Raw genomic sequence first — 14,052 nt, forward strand, 5'->3', positions numbered from 1 at the left:
GAGACCATGTATCCGACAACCCTCCGCCCCTTCCTCCTGCTCGGCGCAGGCCTGACTGCGCTGCTTTCCGCCCCGGCCAAGGCGCAGGACGAGACCCCTGCCGCGCCTCCCCCGACCGCCGCACAAGAGGAGCAGGACAACAATGACATCATCGTCACCGCCCGCCGCCGCTCCGAGAGCGCGCAGGATATCCCCCTCGCCGTGTCGGTGATCGATGCGAGGCAGCTCGACGAGACCGGGGCGTTCAACGTCAACCGTCTCCAGCAGCTCGCCCCGACATTGCAGTTCTATTCGTCCAATCCCCGCAACACCGCGGTCAACATCCGCGGCCTCGGCGTGCCCTTCGGCCTAACCAGTGACGGGTTCGAGCAGGGCGTGGGCATCTATGTCGACGACGTCTACTACTCGCGCGTCGCCTCGGCGACCTTCGACTTCCTCGATGTCGCCCAGATCGAGGTGCTGCGCGGGCCGCAGGGCACGCTCTACGGCAAGAACACCACGGCCGGCGCGATCAATATCCAGACCAACCAGCCGAGCTTCGATTTCGAGGGGCGTGCCGAGCTGTCCCTCGGCAATTTCGAATTCCGGCAGGCGCGGCTCGCGGTGTCCGGGCCGCTGTCCGAGACTGTCGCCGCACGGGTCGCCTTCTCGGGGACCAGCCGGCGGGGCACGATCCGCAACGTGACCTCCGGCGAGGACATCCAGAGCCTCGACAACCTCGGCGTGCGCGCGCAGCTGCTGTGGGAGCCGACCGACAGCCTCAGGGTGACGTTGGTGGGCGACTACAACAAGCAGGACGCCCTGTGCTGCGGATCGGTGTTCGTGCGCACCGGCGCGACCCAGCGCCCGCTGAACCGCCAGTTTGCCGCGCTGGCCGCCGCGCAGAACTACGCGCCGCCCTCGACCAATCCCTTCGACCGACTGTCCGATCTCGATTCGCGGCTGAACGCGGGCAACGTCATCGCGGGCGCATCGATCAAGCTTGTGTGGGACGTGGGGCCGGGCACCTTCACATCGGTGAGCGCCTGGCGCACTTGGGACTGGAAGCCCGAGAACGACCGCGACTTCACCGGTCTCTCGATCGTCGCCCTGTCGCAGAACCCCTCGCAACAGGACCAGTACACGCAGGAATTCCGCTATGCCTATTCTGGCGAGCGGTTCGACTTCGTGATCGGCGCCTTCGCCTTCGATCAGCGGATCGACACTCAGGGGACCGAGGCGCAGGGCCGCGCGGCAAGCGGCTGGAATATCGCGCCGGGCAATGCGCTCTCGCTCGACCAGACGGTGCTCGACGGGCTGACCGCGCGCAACACGCAGAGCCTCGAGAGCACCAGCGTCGCGCTGTTCGGGCAATTGAGCTGGAAGGTGACCGATGCCTTCACCATCCAGCCGGGGCTGCGGCTCAACTACGACAAGAAGTCGGGCTTCTACCAGCGCCGCGTCTTCACCGGGACCGGTGCGGAGCTGACCGGCCGCGAGACCGACGCGCGTTCGCGCGCGCAGCTGGCGATCTTTACCCCGCAGGTCAGCGCGCCCGAGGACACCGACCGGAACCTCACCTACGACCTGACGGCCAGCTACGAGCTTGCCCCTGACGTGCTCGCCTACGGTACTTATGCGAGGAGCTTCAAGACCATCGGGATCAACCAGAACGGACTGCCGACCGATGCCGCCGGCCAGCCGATCGCGGCGGCGGGAACAATCCGGCCAGAGAAGGTCGACCACTTCGAGCTGGGTCTCAAGACACAGTTCTGGGATCGCAATGCGACCCTGAACCTTGCCGCCTTCCGCACCGATATCCGCGACTATCAGGCGACCGTCATCAACGGCGAGTTCGGGGTGCTGCGCGGATTCCTGGCCAATGCCGGCAAGGTGCGCTCGCAGGGGATCGAGGCGGATTTCTCCATCCGTCCGAGCCAGCGCTTCACGGCCTATACGAGTGGGGCCTGGACTGACGCGAAATACGTGCGCTTCGTCGATGCGCCCTGCCCGCCCGAGTTGGCGGGCGGGACCACGGTGGGCGCTGGCCAGACACCGTCCGCCCCCGGCACGCCCGGCGGTCTCAGCCCGGCCAATTGCGACATCTCCGGCCAGCGCCTGCCGGGCGTGTCGAAGTGGGCCTTTGCCTTCGGGGCGGAAGGCAACATTCCCGCGGAATTTCTCGGCAAGACCGGCGAGGTCTATCTCGGCTATGACGGGTCCTACCGCTCGGATTTCTCCTCCAACCCCTCGCCGTCCGCCTATACCCACGTCGAAGGCTACCACCTCTCCAACTTCCGGTTGGGCTTCCGCACCGAGGACGGGCTCAACCTCTTCGCCTGGGTGCGCAATGCCTTCGACGAGGACTATTTCGAGCAACTCTTCGTCGGGCCGGGCAACACCGGGCTGATCGCGGGCCTGCCCGGAGACCCGCGCACCTGGGGTGCGACCGCCAGCATCGCCTTCTGACCCTTCTCACTCCTGCCAGAGAGGACATGCCTCATGCCGGACCTGCCTGCGCTCCTTGCCGACCTGCTCCCCTTCATCCTGATCGGCTTGGCCGCGCAGATGATCGACGGGGCGCTGGGCATGGCCTTCGGGGTCATCACCCAGACCCTGCTGGTGAGCGCGATGGGGGTGCCGCCCGCGGTCGCCTCGGCGAGTGTGCACCTGGTCGAGCTGTTCACGACCGGCGCATCGGGGGCCAGCCACATCTGGCACCGCAATGTCGACTGGGGCCTGTTCCGGCGGCTGGTCCCCTTCGGCGTGCTGGGCGGCGTGACGGGGGCCTATCTCCTGTCGAGCATCGACGCCTCGGCGGCGAGGCCTTTCGTGATGCTCTACCTTGCCGCCATCGGCGTCTACCTGCTGTGGCGGGCGATCCGGATGACACGCCCGCGCTTCGAGGACCCGCGCTACACGCGTCCGCTGGCGACGGTCGGCGGGTTCCTCGACGCGGCGGGCGGCGGGGGCTGGGGACCGGTGGTCACGTCCAACCTGCTGATCCAGGGGGGTGATCCGCGAAAGGTGATCGGCACGGTCAACTCCGCCGAGTTCCTGCTGACCCTGTCGATCTCGATCGCCTTCATCGCCACGCTGGGCCTCGCCGCCTTCACGATGGTCACCGTGGGGCTGATCATCGGAGGGGTGGCCGCGGCGCCCTTCGGCGCGTTGCTGGCGAGCCGGGTGCGCCCGCGGCTGCTGCTGCTGGCCGTGGCCGTGGTGCTGATCGCGACCAGCAGCTACAGCATCTACAAGGCATGGCCGATCATCTAGGGGCATCGCCTGAAAGGGACAGCCGGCATGGACACCGAACTGATCGTCATCTGCGCGCTGACGGCCGTGATCAATCTCATCGGCGCGCTTGCCTATGCGGCGCGGATCGCAGGCGTGCGGACCGGACGGATCGCGCTGTCCTTTGCGCTCTTCAACATCCTGCTGCTGGTCAGCCGCACCTCGAACGGCTTCCTCGGCCCCTTCCTTGCCAAGCGGATCGAGACCGCTCTCGCGGCGGGCACCGGCGAAATGCTGATCTGGGACCTCAGGCTGGTGCTGTTCTCCGCCGCCGCCGCGGTCGCGCTCGGCATCGTGCTGGTGCCGACCGGACAGCGGCTGTTCGCTGCGGCGATCTCCTTCTTCCAGGCGCGGCGCTCGACCACCCGGCTGATACTCGCCAGCATGACGCCTGCGGGTCTCGCCACCCTGCGGGATTCGATCGCGCTGCCTTCGGGCGACACGCTGAAGGCGCTGAAGGGCCCGCGCGGCGTCAGCTGGACGGTGCTCGCCGCCAATGCCGCAGCGCAAGGGTTGCTCGCGGTGGGCGTGCTCGCCTCGCTCTATGCCGGCTACCTCGTACCGGAGTTCCGCGTCACCGCCTCGCAGATGACCGCGATCGTCAACGGCTTCGCGACGATCCTGCTGTTCGCGCTGATCGACCCGCAGATTTCGGCGCTGACCGACGACGTGGTCGATGGCAGCGTCAGCGAGGCGACCTTTCGCAGGGCGATGATCTGGGTCTCGATCAGCCGCCTCGCCGGCACGCTGCTCGCGCAGGCCCTGCTGGTGCCGGGAGCCGTGGCGATCGCCTTCTTCGCGGGGTGGCTCTAGTTCGCCTCCGGGCGGCGCCGGTTCTCTCCCGCGGCGGTCGCAGCCGGCAGGGAAGCGAACGGCCGTTTCCGTCCTTAACCATATCTTTCTCCATCTCTTGCAGGAATATGTGAGTTGCCGCCCCCGGGCTTGCAGCCTTGGGCGTCCTGATCGTGCATCATCGCGGCGTCGATCCATCAGCGGAGCGGACCATTGCTTCAGTTTTTCGGGGCCCTTGCCGGAGAAACCCTGTCGCTTTCGTTCCGTCCCTCGCGCGAATTCCGCGTGTGGATCGTCGAGCGTCCCGGCACGAGCCTCGCCCCGCCCGCGCTCGCCCGGCTCCGGCAGGATTGCGATACTGTGGTGCGCGCCTGCCTCGGCGGGGAAAGCCTCGACTACGGACTGTTCGCCGAGGACGGCGCGGCATGGGATCGCAGCGTCATCACGCTGATCACGCGCATCGCCGATGATCGCCCGGTCGCCTTCAACGCCATGCCGCAGCTCGATGTGGTGCGCGGCGGGGCGAGCGAATCCGTGCTCCATCTGGGGCTGGTGATGGTCGACCCCGAGGAACGCAGCGGCGGGCTGTCGTGGATCCTCTATGGGCTCACCTGCTTTGCGCTGTTCCTGCGGCAGGGCCTGCGTCCGCTCTGGGTGAGCAGCGTCACGCAGGTGCCCGCCGTGGTCGGCATGGTGGCCGAAACCTTCAGCGATGTCTTCCCGGGCCAGGGCACGACGCCGCAGAGCTTCACCCACCGCCACCTCGCCCACCAGATCATGCGCCGTCACCGCCATGCCTTCGGGGTCGGGGAGGATGCCGGCTACGATGCCGACCGGCAGATCATCACCGACGCCTACACCGGCGGTTCGGACAACCTGAAGAAGACCTTCGCCGTCGCCGCCAAGCACCGGCACGAGGCATACAACGCCTTCTGCGAGCGCGAACTGGATTATGCGCGCGGCGACGACGTGCTCCAGATCGGCAAGATCGATCTGGCCGCGGGCCAGCGTTTCCTGTCGCGCAGCGTGCCGCGCAGCGCCTTGCCGCAACTGGCTGTGCAAGCGGTGATGGTGCTGGCGGGGGCGGTGCTCGCCCCGCTGATCCAGTGGCTCGACCCGTCCCGTCCCTACAAGCGCCTGAGGCCCTCGCCATGACCGCCTTCGACTATGCCGAGATGACCACCCGCAATCGCGGCTTCGTGACCGAGGCCGAGCAGGCGCGCTTGCGCGAGGCTTGTGTTTTCATTCCGGGTGTCGGCGGCATGGGCGGCGCGGCCTTCATGGCATTGCTGCGCGCAGGCGTGGGCAACTTCATCATCGCCGATCTTGACGGTTTCGAGGTCTCGAACCTCAACCGCCAGCTGTTTGCCCGCGCCGACACAATTGGTCAGCACAAGGCCGAGGCGGCGGCGCGGCTGGCGCGCGAGATCAATCCCGAAGTCCGGATCGAGGTGCTGGGGCGCGAATGGACCGAGCGGCTCCCGGAGATCCTCCCGCGCGTCGATGTGGCGATCAACGGCACCGACGATGCGGCGGCAGGGGCGGAGTATTACCGCCAGTGCCGCGCCCACGGGCGCACGCTGATCGATGCCTATGCCTCGCCGCTGCCCTCGGTGACGGTGGTGCGCCCGGGCGACCCGCGGCTTGAAGAGCGGCTCGGCTATCCCACGGTGGGCGTGCCTTGGCAGTCCATCACCAAGGACATGGGCGTGGAATGCCTGATGAAGGAGATCGAGTATGTGCTCGTCCACTCCTCCAGCCACAAATATGTCGATCTCGAAGTCGCGGGCGAAGTCGCTTCGGGCAAGCGTTCGCGCTTCAGTTTCTCGACGATGGTGACCATGGCCGGCACGATGATGGCGGAGGAGGCGATCCGGGTGATCCTCGGTCGGGCCGGCGGCACCGATTATCGCGGCTATTTCTTCAACGCCCATGCCCAGCGGGTCGAGCGCCCGCTGGCCGCGCCCCTCGCCTTTGCCAAGCGGGCGTTGGTGCGGCGCTTCATGGCGAAGCTCCTCGCATGACCGCGACCGGCGCCCTGCTGACGGCCATCGGCCTGCTTGCCGCTCTCGTGGCGCGCATGGGCGTCGCCACGGCTGCGCGCGGGGGTGGGGTTGCGGGGTATCTGGCGCGGCTGCTGACGCTCGTCGCGCTGCTGCTCGCCCTGCGGCTGGCCGGCGCGGCGCTGCCCTCGCCGGTGGTGGTGGCGGCCACGATGGCGGTTGCAGCATGGCTGCCGCTGGTGACGCTGCGCCTTGCCGAGGAACTGGTGCGCCGCCATGCGCCGCGCGTGGTCAAGCTGCTGGCGCTGGCGGGCGCGGGGGCATTCTCGCTGCTGGCGGTCACATTCGGGCTGGTCTGGACGGGGCCCGCGCTGGTCGCGCTCGCGCTGTTCCAGGCGGCGGTGGTGATCGCGATCCTCGTCCACCTGCTCACGCAGCGCGGCACCGTCTCGCTGGCCGAGCGGCGCGCGGCCGACATGCTGGCGCTGGCCTTCGCGCTGGCGCTGCCGCTGCTGGCGACGGATTTCGCCTGGGCCTTCCCGGACCTGCCGTTCCGCGGCGGGCCTTTCGCGGCGCTGGTCTTCGTGCTCGCCTGCTCGCGCCTTGCCGGCACGGCGAGCCGTCCGCTGCGGCTGCTGGGCGATGTTCTGGTGGCGGCCGGAGCTGGCGGACTCGTCGCGCTTGCGGCCCAGATCGCTGCCGTGTCCGCTGCGCTCGCCATTGCGCTCGCCGCCACGGCCAGCGCGGCGGCGGCGCTGGTGCTGCTGGTCGAACGCTTCGCCGACACGGCCGCGCGCGGGGAGAGCCTGCTCATCCCCGTCGCCCGCGCCGCGCCGGACGAGGCCGCGATCCTCGCTGCCCATCCGCTGCTCGCCAACGCCGTGCCAGTGACCGCCGATGCGCTCACCGACCTTCCCGCCGATCTGCTGTCGGCGCTCGCTGCCAAGCCCGTGGTCACCTCCGCGCGCGATCCTGCAAGCGAGACCCTGACCGGCGCCGCGCGCGAGCTCCTCGCCCGCTACGGCGCCAGTCACCTGCTGCGCCTGTCGCCCGCGCCCGCGCCGCGCTTCCTCGCGATCTCGGGAGGCGCGCTCGAGGAGGAGCGGCTGACGCAGGAGCTCACCATTGTCGCCCGTCTGCTGGAGCGTGCCCCATGACCCTGATCCTGCGCGAAGGCGATTCCGAGGCCTTCTTCGAAGCCCCTTTCCACGCCTATCCGCCGGTCATCGGCTATGTCTCGCCGATGCGAGGAGACATCCTGCGCATGCTCGATCCGGGCAAGAACCCGCTCTGGACCTCGGGCAATCCCTATCGCTTCTGGACGGTGCATCGCGCCGGCGGCGCGCCGGTGGGGCGGATCATTGCCCACCTTCACCGCCAGTCGAATGAACGCTGGGGCTGGAATCGCGCGCAGTTCGGTTTCTTCGATTGCGCCGACGATCCCGAGGCCGCGCGCCTGCTGCTCGATGCCGCCGAGGGCTTCGCCCGCGATCAGGGGATGTCCGAGCTTGTCGGCAACTTCAACCTCACCGCGATGCAGCAATGCGGCGTGATGACCGGGGGGTTCGAGAACACCGCCTATACCGACATGATCGTCGGCGCGCCGTGGCTGCCGGGGATGCTGCAGGCGAACGGCTTTGCGCCGTTCTTCCCGATGACCACTTTCGAGATCGACCTCTCCCGCGCCGCTCCGCCCCCGGCCGGGCTCGACCCTGCGCATTTCACCTTCGCCCCGATCCGCAAATCGACTTTCCCCGAGCGGATGGAGGAGGCCCGCCTGCTGCTCAACGACGGCTTTCACGACAACCCCATGTTCGTGCCCCTGACGGCGGAGGAGTTTCGCTTCCAGGCCGGCGAGCTCAGCACGATCCTCGACCCGCGCCTGTCATCGGTCGTGAAACAGGACGGGGTTCCGGTGGGAGTGATCATCGCGATCCCCGATCTCAACGGCTTCCTCAAGGCCACCCGCTCGCGGATCGGGTTGACGACGCCGTGGCACTTCCTGCGTTACCGCATGAACCGCAAGCGCGCGGTGCTAATCTTCTATTCGGTCGCCCGCGCGGCGCACGGACAGGGGATCATGAGCGCAATGCTGATCGAGACGCTCCGACGGGTGCGCGCGGCGGGCTACGAGACGGTCGGGGGCACGTGGATCGCCGACGAGAATCCGGCGAGCCTGCGGCAGGTCGAGAAGATGAACGGGCGAGCGCTCCACAAGCTGCACCTGTTCCGCAAGGCCATCGCATGACTCCCGATCTGCTCCGCTCGTTCGTCGCGGCGGCGATCGCCTCCCCCAGTGTCCACAACGTCCAGCCCGCGCGCTGGCGCATCGACGGCGAGTCGCTGGTTCTGCTGGAGGACCTCTCGCGGCGCCTCGCAGTGGGGGATCCGCGCGGGAACGACGCCGCGATCAGTCTCGGCGCGGCGGCGGAGGGCGCGGCGATCGCGGCCTCGGGCGCGGGGCTGGTGACGCGGATCGAGCGTCTCGCGGGCGGCGATCAAGGCGGCCTGCGGCCTGTCGCCCGGCTGACCTTCGCTCCGGGCGCTGACCCCGATCCGCTCCTCGCGGTGCTGGAGACGCGCGCTTCGTGGCGCGGGCCTTTCCTGCCGCCGACGCCGCAGGACCGCGCCGCGACGCAGGCGCTGGCGGGGGAGGACCGCGCGATCCTCTCCGATCCCGCCGCCATCGCCGATGCGGCGGCGCTCTATGACCGGGCCAGCTACGGCATCATGCGCGGGGATGGCTTCCGCGCCGAGCTGCGGCACTGGATGCGGCTGCGGCGCAGCCATCCCGGTTGGGCGCGCGACGGGCTCAATGCGGCGGCGATGCAGCTTTCGGGGATCGAGGCTGCCGGGGCGGGCGCGGTGCTGGGGCCGCTGTTCCGCCCGCTTGCCGCGCTCGGCCTCGCGCCTGCCCTGCTGGCCGAGGCGAAGGGCTTCGCCAACGCCGCTGCCGTGGTGCTGTTCCATCGCCCCGCCGGCGAAGACCCGTTCGAAAGCGGCCGCGGCTTTCACCGCTTGTGGCTCGCGGTCGACGCTGGCGAGCTTGGCGGCAATGTCCTCGCCGCCCTGGCCGACGATCCTGCTGCTGCGGCGACCCTGTGCGAGGCCCACGGGATCGGGCCGGACCGGAGGCTCGTCAGCGCCCTGCGCATCGGCCGCCGCGACGGCGAGCGCTTCCCGCGCGCGCGCCTCCCGCTCGCGGAGGTTCTCGTCTCCTAGAGCAGTTTCAGGAATTCGATCGGCGCCTGCCCTCCTGCCCGTGAAACGCCCCTTATCTCAAGCCTATTGCGGGGCCGAGGGGGGGCTACTAGGGGTCAGGCCATGACCGAAAAAGACCTGACCGACCGCAAGTTCTATCGTGCGGGCGAAGAGACCCGCTTTGCCGAGGGCGCGCCCGAGCGCACGCCGCAGACCGCACACCCGGCCTACAAGCTCGCCTTCCGCGACACCGATTTCCTGCTGCGCGACGAGCTGCGCCCGGTGCGCTTCCAGCTCGAGCTGCTGAAGCCCGAGATGTTGCTCGACGAGGCGCGGGTCGGCTCGACGCTGGTGATGTACGGCTCGGCCCGCATTCCCAGCCCGGCGCAGGCCGAGGCGCTGGTGGAGGCCGCGAAGAACGGCTCGGAATACGAACAGAAGGTCGCCGCCCGGCTCGCCGCGAAGGCGAAGTATTACGACGAGGCCTATGCCCTCGCCCGGCTCGTGAGCGAGAAGGGCATCATCGAGAACGGCCTTCGCCAGTTCGTCGTCACCACCGGGGGTGGGCCCTCGATCATGGAAGCGGGCAACCGCGGCGCATCCGACGCTGGCAGCGAATCGATCGGGCTCAACATCGTCCTGCCGCACGAGCAGGCGCCCAACCCCTATGTGACGCCCTATCTCAGCTTCCAATTCCACTACTTCGCGCTGAGGAAGATGCACTTCCTGCTGCGCGCCCGCGCGGTGGCGGTGTTCCCGGGCGGCTTCGGGACCTTCGACGAGTTCTTCGAGCTCGTCACCCTGATCCAGACTGGCAAGATGAAGCCAATGCCGATCATCCTGTTCGGCAAGGAATTCTGGAGCCGGGTGATCGATTTCGAGGCGCTGGCCGAGGAGGGCACGATCTCGAAGAGCGACCTCGACCTGTTCACCTGGGTCGAGACGGCGGAGGAGGCCTGGGCCTGCATCGCCGATTTCTACGAGATCAGGGATCCCTCGCCCGAGGCCTGAGGGCGCACCGCCTGATGCCCCAGGGGCCCGTTGCCCGCGCCGAAGCCGGGGGCGGCCTCGATGGCGGCGAAGACGAAGCGGCGGGCCTGCTCCACGGCATCGGCGAGGCTTTCGCCCTGACCGAGCAGCGTCGCTATGGCTGACGACAGGGTGCAACCGGTGCCGTGGGTGTGCACCGTGTCGATCCGGGCGTGATCGAAGGCGAGGGGCGCTTCGCCCGGCACGATCAGAACGTCGGTGATGGTCGCGCCCTCGGCGTGCCCCCCCTTGGCCAGCACCGCTGCGCCGGTCCGGCGTGCCAGACCCTCCGCGGCCTCGACCATCGCCTGGTGCGTCGGCAGGGGATGGCCGGCGAGGTGCGCCAGTTCGGGGAGGTTGGGGGTAATGAGCGCTGCGCGCGGGAAGAGCGTCTCGCGCAAGGCCGCGACCGCATCCGGCCCCGCCAGCGCCGCGCCCGAGGTCGCGATCATCACTGGATCGAGCACGACCGGCGCGGTAAGGCCCTCGAGCGCGTCCGCGACGGCGGCGATGACCTCGGGCGAGGCGAGCATGCCGATCTTGACCGCATCCACCCCGATATCCTCGATGCACGAGGCGATCTGGCGCGCCACCATTTCCGGTGCGATCGCCGCGACACCCTGCACGCCCACGGTGTTCTGCGCGGTGATCGCGGTGATGGCGGTCATGGCATAGCCGCCGAGCATGGTGATGGTCTTGATGTCGGCCTGAATCCCCGCCCCGCCCGAGGAATCGGAACCGGCGATGGCGAGGATGCGGGCGGGGCGCGCGCTGGTCATGCGCGGGCCATAGCAAGCCCGCGCACGGGCGGGGACCCCTTTCGCGCCCGGCCGCTCACCCGCGCGCGTTCAGGCCTATTCGCATAGCCCCGCCGCGCGTTCGGCGAGGCCCTTGAGGCCCTTGCACTTGGGCTTGCGCGGCTTGGCGGGCTCTTCGCTACCTGCCGCGCTCTGGCCCATGCCGCCCATCATGTCCTCCATGCCCGGGATCAGCATGGTCGAGGAGCGGAAGCGCACCCGCGCGATCCATTCCGGATTCCAGGGCTTGCGGGTGTCGGCGGGGCGCGGGGGAAAAGCGAAATCGGCCTGCGGGCCATAGGCCTGGAGCGAGATCATCAGCCCCTCGCCGCTCGCCTTGATGACCTCGGCGGGAACGGTGCAGTCGCGCTGTTCGGGCGGCATCACCGTGCCCGCGGCGATCAGCTTTCGCACCCCGGCCGGCGAGATCCAGTCCCACAGCGGCCCCCCGAAGGCCTGCTGCTTCGATGAGGCCCACCACACCATCTCGGTCGGGGCATCGCCTCTCCCCGCGTCCTTCGCGCCAATCGCCCAGGCGTAGTAGCCCGTCGCCTTCTCGAGCCCGCCCCACGACAGCCGGCTGCCGCCGCCCGGCGCCGTCGCCGTGCGCGCCTCGAGCGGGGGCATGAAGTCCTCGGCGAGGTTGAAGGAAATCTCCTTGGCGTAGTTCGCGGTGATCCGGTGCGCGCCGAGCAGCGAGGCATTGGCGGGCACCGTCTTGCCGTCGCTATCGTTCGGCCAGCGGGTGTAGGTGGCGCTGTTGGCGACCCTGACCTGCCAGTCATCGGGCAGGTCGACCCCGGCCATGAACAGGCCCGGCGGGATCTGGCCCTTGGCCATCTTCGCGAAGTCGATCACCACCGGCTGGCCCTTGGGCGCGTGTTGGCCGCAGCCCCAGAACAGCAGCAGGCGGCCCTTGGGCATTTGCATCTCGCCCTGCATTCCGCCCGGCTCCCGCGTGAGCGGCAGCAGGCGAACCGATGGGCCAAGCCCGGCGAGCTTGGGCATGAAGTGATCGGCCTGCGGCTTGGGCGCGGTGGTCGAGGCGCCGTGGTGCAATTCGAGCGTGCGCACCGCCTGCGGCGGCCGGCCGCTCATCATCCCCATCACCGTGCCCAGACCGCCACCGCCGCCGCCGCCTGCCATCGCCCCCATGCCGCTCATCGTGGCGGCATCCATCGCGTAGCGCACCGGCGCGGGTGCGGCGGTTTGCGAAAGCGCCGTGGCCGAAAGCAGCGCCGCCGCGCTCCCCAATCCGCCCAGCAGCATCAGACCCGGCAAAGACAGTCGCATGGTGATTCTCCCCCTCAAGGAGCCACCAGCATAGCACGCCCGCAGCGGTCAGCCCTTGTATTTGCGCGTCGTGGAGGGCGGATACTTCGCGTGCAGCGCCTTGGCGCGGGTCGGGCGGTCCATCAGTTCCCCGCCGCAATTGGGGCAGCGGTCGTCAAGGTCCTCGGCGCATTCGGCGCAGAAGGTGCATTCGAACGAGCAGATGAAGGCCCCCGGCGCCTCCGCGGGAAGGCCCGCGCCGCACATCTCGCAATCGGGGCGCATCTCGAGCATCGCGCTGCCTCCTAGACGGCCGCGCGCACGGCTTCGCAGATGGTGTCGACCACCTGTTCGACCTGCTTCTGATCATCGCCCTCGGCCATCACCCGGATCACCGGTTCGGTGCCCGAGGGTCGGATGACGAGGCGGCCCTTGCCGGCGAGGCTCGCCTCGGCCTCGGCGATCACCGCCTGCACCTGCGCGTTCTCGAGCGGCTTGCCGCCCTCGTAGCGCACGTTCTTGAGCAGCTGCGGGACGGGGTCGAAGACGTGGAGCAGCTCGCTTGCCGGCTTGCCCGAGCGCACGAGGCTCGCCAGTACTCGCAGCGCCGCCACCGTGCCGTCGCCCGTGGTGCCGTAATCGAGCAGGATCATGTGGCCCGACTGCTCGCCTCCGACATTGTAGCCGCCCGCCTTCATGGCCTCGAGTACATAGCGGTCGCCGACCTTGGCGCGCACGAGATCGAGCCCGCGCCCGGCGAGGTGGCGTTCGAGCCCGAGGTTGCTCATCACCGTCGCCACGATCCCGCCCCCCTTCAGCGAGCCGCGGTCCTGCATCCGCCCGGCGATCAGCGCCATGATCTGGTCGCCGTCGACCGCTCGGCCCTTTTCGTCCACCACGATCAGCCGGTCGGCATCGCCGTCCAGCGCGATGCCGATGTCGGCGCGCTCCTCGACCACCTTGGCCTGGAGCGCGGCGATCGCGGTCGAGCCGACGCCGTCGTTGATGTTGGTGCCGTTGGGCGACACGCCGAGCGTCACCACTTCGGCCCCGAGCTCCCAGATGGCGGAGGGGGCGACCTGGTAGGCTGCGCCGTGGGCGCAATCGACCACCACCTTGAGGCCGTCGAAGCGGATCTCCGCCGCCACGGACTGCTTGACGGCGTGGATATAGCGCCCGCGCGCATCCTCGATCCGCCGCGCGCGGCCGATCATCTCGGGCGGAACGAGCGGGATCTCGGTCTCCATCAGCCGCTCGATCTCGGCCTCGGCCTCGTCGGAGAGCTTGAAGCCGTCGGGGCCGAACAGCTTGATGCCGTTGTCGGCAAAGAGGTTGTGGCTGGCCGAGATCATCACGCCGAGATCGGCGCGCATCTCGCGCGTGAGCAGGGCGATGGCGGGGGTGGGCAGGGGGCCAGTCATGATCACGTCGATCCCGACGCTGGTGAAGCCCGCAACCAGTGCGCTTTCCATCATGTAGCCCGACAAGCGCGTGTCCTTGCCGATCACGACGCGGTGTCGGTGCCCCCCGCGCACGAAGTGGCGGCCCGCTGCCTGCCCGACCTTCATGGCGGTCAGCGCGGTCATCGCCCCCGAATTGGTGCGTCCCCTGATCCCGTCGGTACCGAACAGCTTGCGTGCCATGATCGCGGCCTTGCCCCAAAAGATTGTCTCGCGCTTCTGGCG

General features: G+C 69.1%; 13 protein-coding genes. 9 read left to right on the top strand and 4 right to left on the bottom strand.

All coding sequences use genetic code 11. The annotated features are described in order from the left end of the window. The first annotated feature begins 6 nt into the window (after window positions 1-6). From CBR61_RS04655 to CBR61_RS04695, 9 genes are all read left to right on the top strand, one after another. The gene (locus tag CBR61_RS04655) at window positions 7-2,448 is read left to right on the top strand and encodes a TonB-dependent receptor (protein WP_088913310.1); all 2,442 of its coding nucleotides are present in this window, start codon (window positions 7-9) and stop codon (window positions 2,446-2,448) included. A gap of 33 nt (window positions 2,449-2,481) precedes the next feature. Continuing rightward, complete coding sequence (locus tag CBR61_RS04660; RefSeq protein ID WP_088913311.1) at window positions 2,482-3,255, top strand: sulfite exporter TauE/SafE family protein; 774 nt, start codon at window positions 2,482-2,484, stop codon at window positions 3,253-3,255. A 27-nt stretch (window positions 3,256-3,282) separates the two neighbouring features. After that, window positions 3,283-4,086: a lipid II flippase Amj family protein gene (locus CBR61_RS04665; protein ID WP_088913312.1), complete on the top strand. Its 804-nt coding sequence runs from the start codon at window positions 3,283-3,285 to the stop codon at window positions 4,084-4,086. 192 nt (window positions 4,087-4,278) lie between these two features. Next, window positions 4,279-5,220 (top strand): hypothetical protein, encoded by a 942-nt coding sequence (locus CBR61_RS04670; protein ID WP_088913313.1) that lies wholly within the window; start codon window positions 4,279-4,281, stop codon window positions 5,218-5,220. Further along, entirely contained in the window at window positions 5,217-6,089 is an 873-nt protein-coding gene (locus CBR61_RS04675; protein WP_088913314.1) for a HesA/MoeB/ThiF family protein, read from the top strand. Before CBR61_RS04670 ends, CBR61_RS04675 begins: the two co-directional genes overlap by 4 nt. Then, a complete protein-coding gene (locus CBR61_RS04680) occupies window positions 6,086-7,225 on the top strand; it encodes a hypothetical protein (protein ID WP_088913315.1) in 1,140 nt (379 codons plus the stop codon). Before CBR61_RS04675 ends, CBR61_RS04680 begins: the two co-directional genes overlap by 4 nt. Then, the gene (locus CBR61_RS04685) at window positions 7,222-8,316 is read left to right on the top strand and encodes a GNAT family N-acetyltransferase (protein WP_088913316.1); all 1,095 of its coding nucleotides are present in this window, start codon (window positions 7,222-7,224) and stop codon (window positions 8,314-8,316) included. Before CBR61_RS04680 ends, CBR61_RS04685 begins: the two co-directional genes overlap by 4 nt. Continuing rightward, window positions 8,313-9,290, top strand: coding sequence for a hypothetical protein (locus CBR61_RS04690; protein WP_088913317.1), 978 nt, complete (start codon window positions 8,313-8,315; stop codon window positions 9,288-9,290). Before CBR61_RS04685 ends, CBR61_RS04690 begins: the two co-directional genes overlap by 4 nt. A 102-nt stretch (window positions 9,291-9,392) precedes the next feature. Beyond that, window positions 9,393-10,280 (top strand): LOG family protein, encoded by an 888-nt coding sequence (locus tag CBR61_RS04695; RefSeq protein ID WP_088913318.1) that lies wholly within the window; start codon window positions 9,393-9,395, stop codon window positions 10,278-10,280. Here the strand turns inward: CBR61_RS04695 and thiD are convergent. The 4 genes from thiD to glmM all read right to left on the bottom strand — a co-directional run bounded on the left by thiD (window position 10,247) and on the right by glmM (window position 14,010). Continuing rightward, window positions 10,247-11,077 (bottom strand): bifunctional hydroxymethylpyrimidine kinase/phosphomethylpyrimidine kinase, encoded by an 831-nt coding sequence (gene thiD, locus CBR61_RS04700; RefSeq protein WP_088913319.1) that lies wholly within the window; start codon window positions 11,075-11,077, stop codon window positions 10,247-10,249. The genes CBR61_RS04695 and thiD overlap by 34 nt on opposite strands. Before the next feature lie 75 nt (window positions 11,078-11,152). Next, window positions 11,153-12,388: a hypothetical protein gene (locus CBR61_RS04705; protein ID WP_233996858.1), complete on the bottom strand. Its 1,236-nt coding sequence runs from the start codon at window positions 12,386-12,388 to the stop codon at window positions 11,153-11,155. A gap of 48 nt (window positions 12,389-12,436) precedes the next feature. Then, window positions 12,437-12,661 carry a DUF1272 domain-containing protein gene (locus tag CBR61_RS04710; protein ID WP_088913321.1) on the bottom strand — a complete coding sequence of 75 codons (225 nt, stop codon included), beginning with the start codon at window positions 12,659-12,661 and terminating at the stop codon, window positions 12,437-12,439. An 11-nt stretch (window positions 12,662-12,672) separates the two neighbouring features. Further along, entirely contained in the window at window positions 12,673-14,010 is a 1,338-nt protein-coding gene (gene glmM / locus CBR61_RS04715) for a phosphoglucosamine mutase (RefSeq protein ID WP_088913322.1), read from the bottom strand. Window positions 14,011-14,052: the final 42 nt, after the last annotated feature.

Source organism: Porphyrobacter sp. CACIAM 03H1 (assembly GCF_002215495.1).
Lineage (GTDB): Bacteria > Pseudomonadota > Alphaproteobacteria > Sphingomonadales > Sphingomonadaceae > Erythrobacter.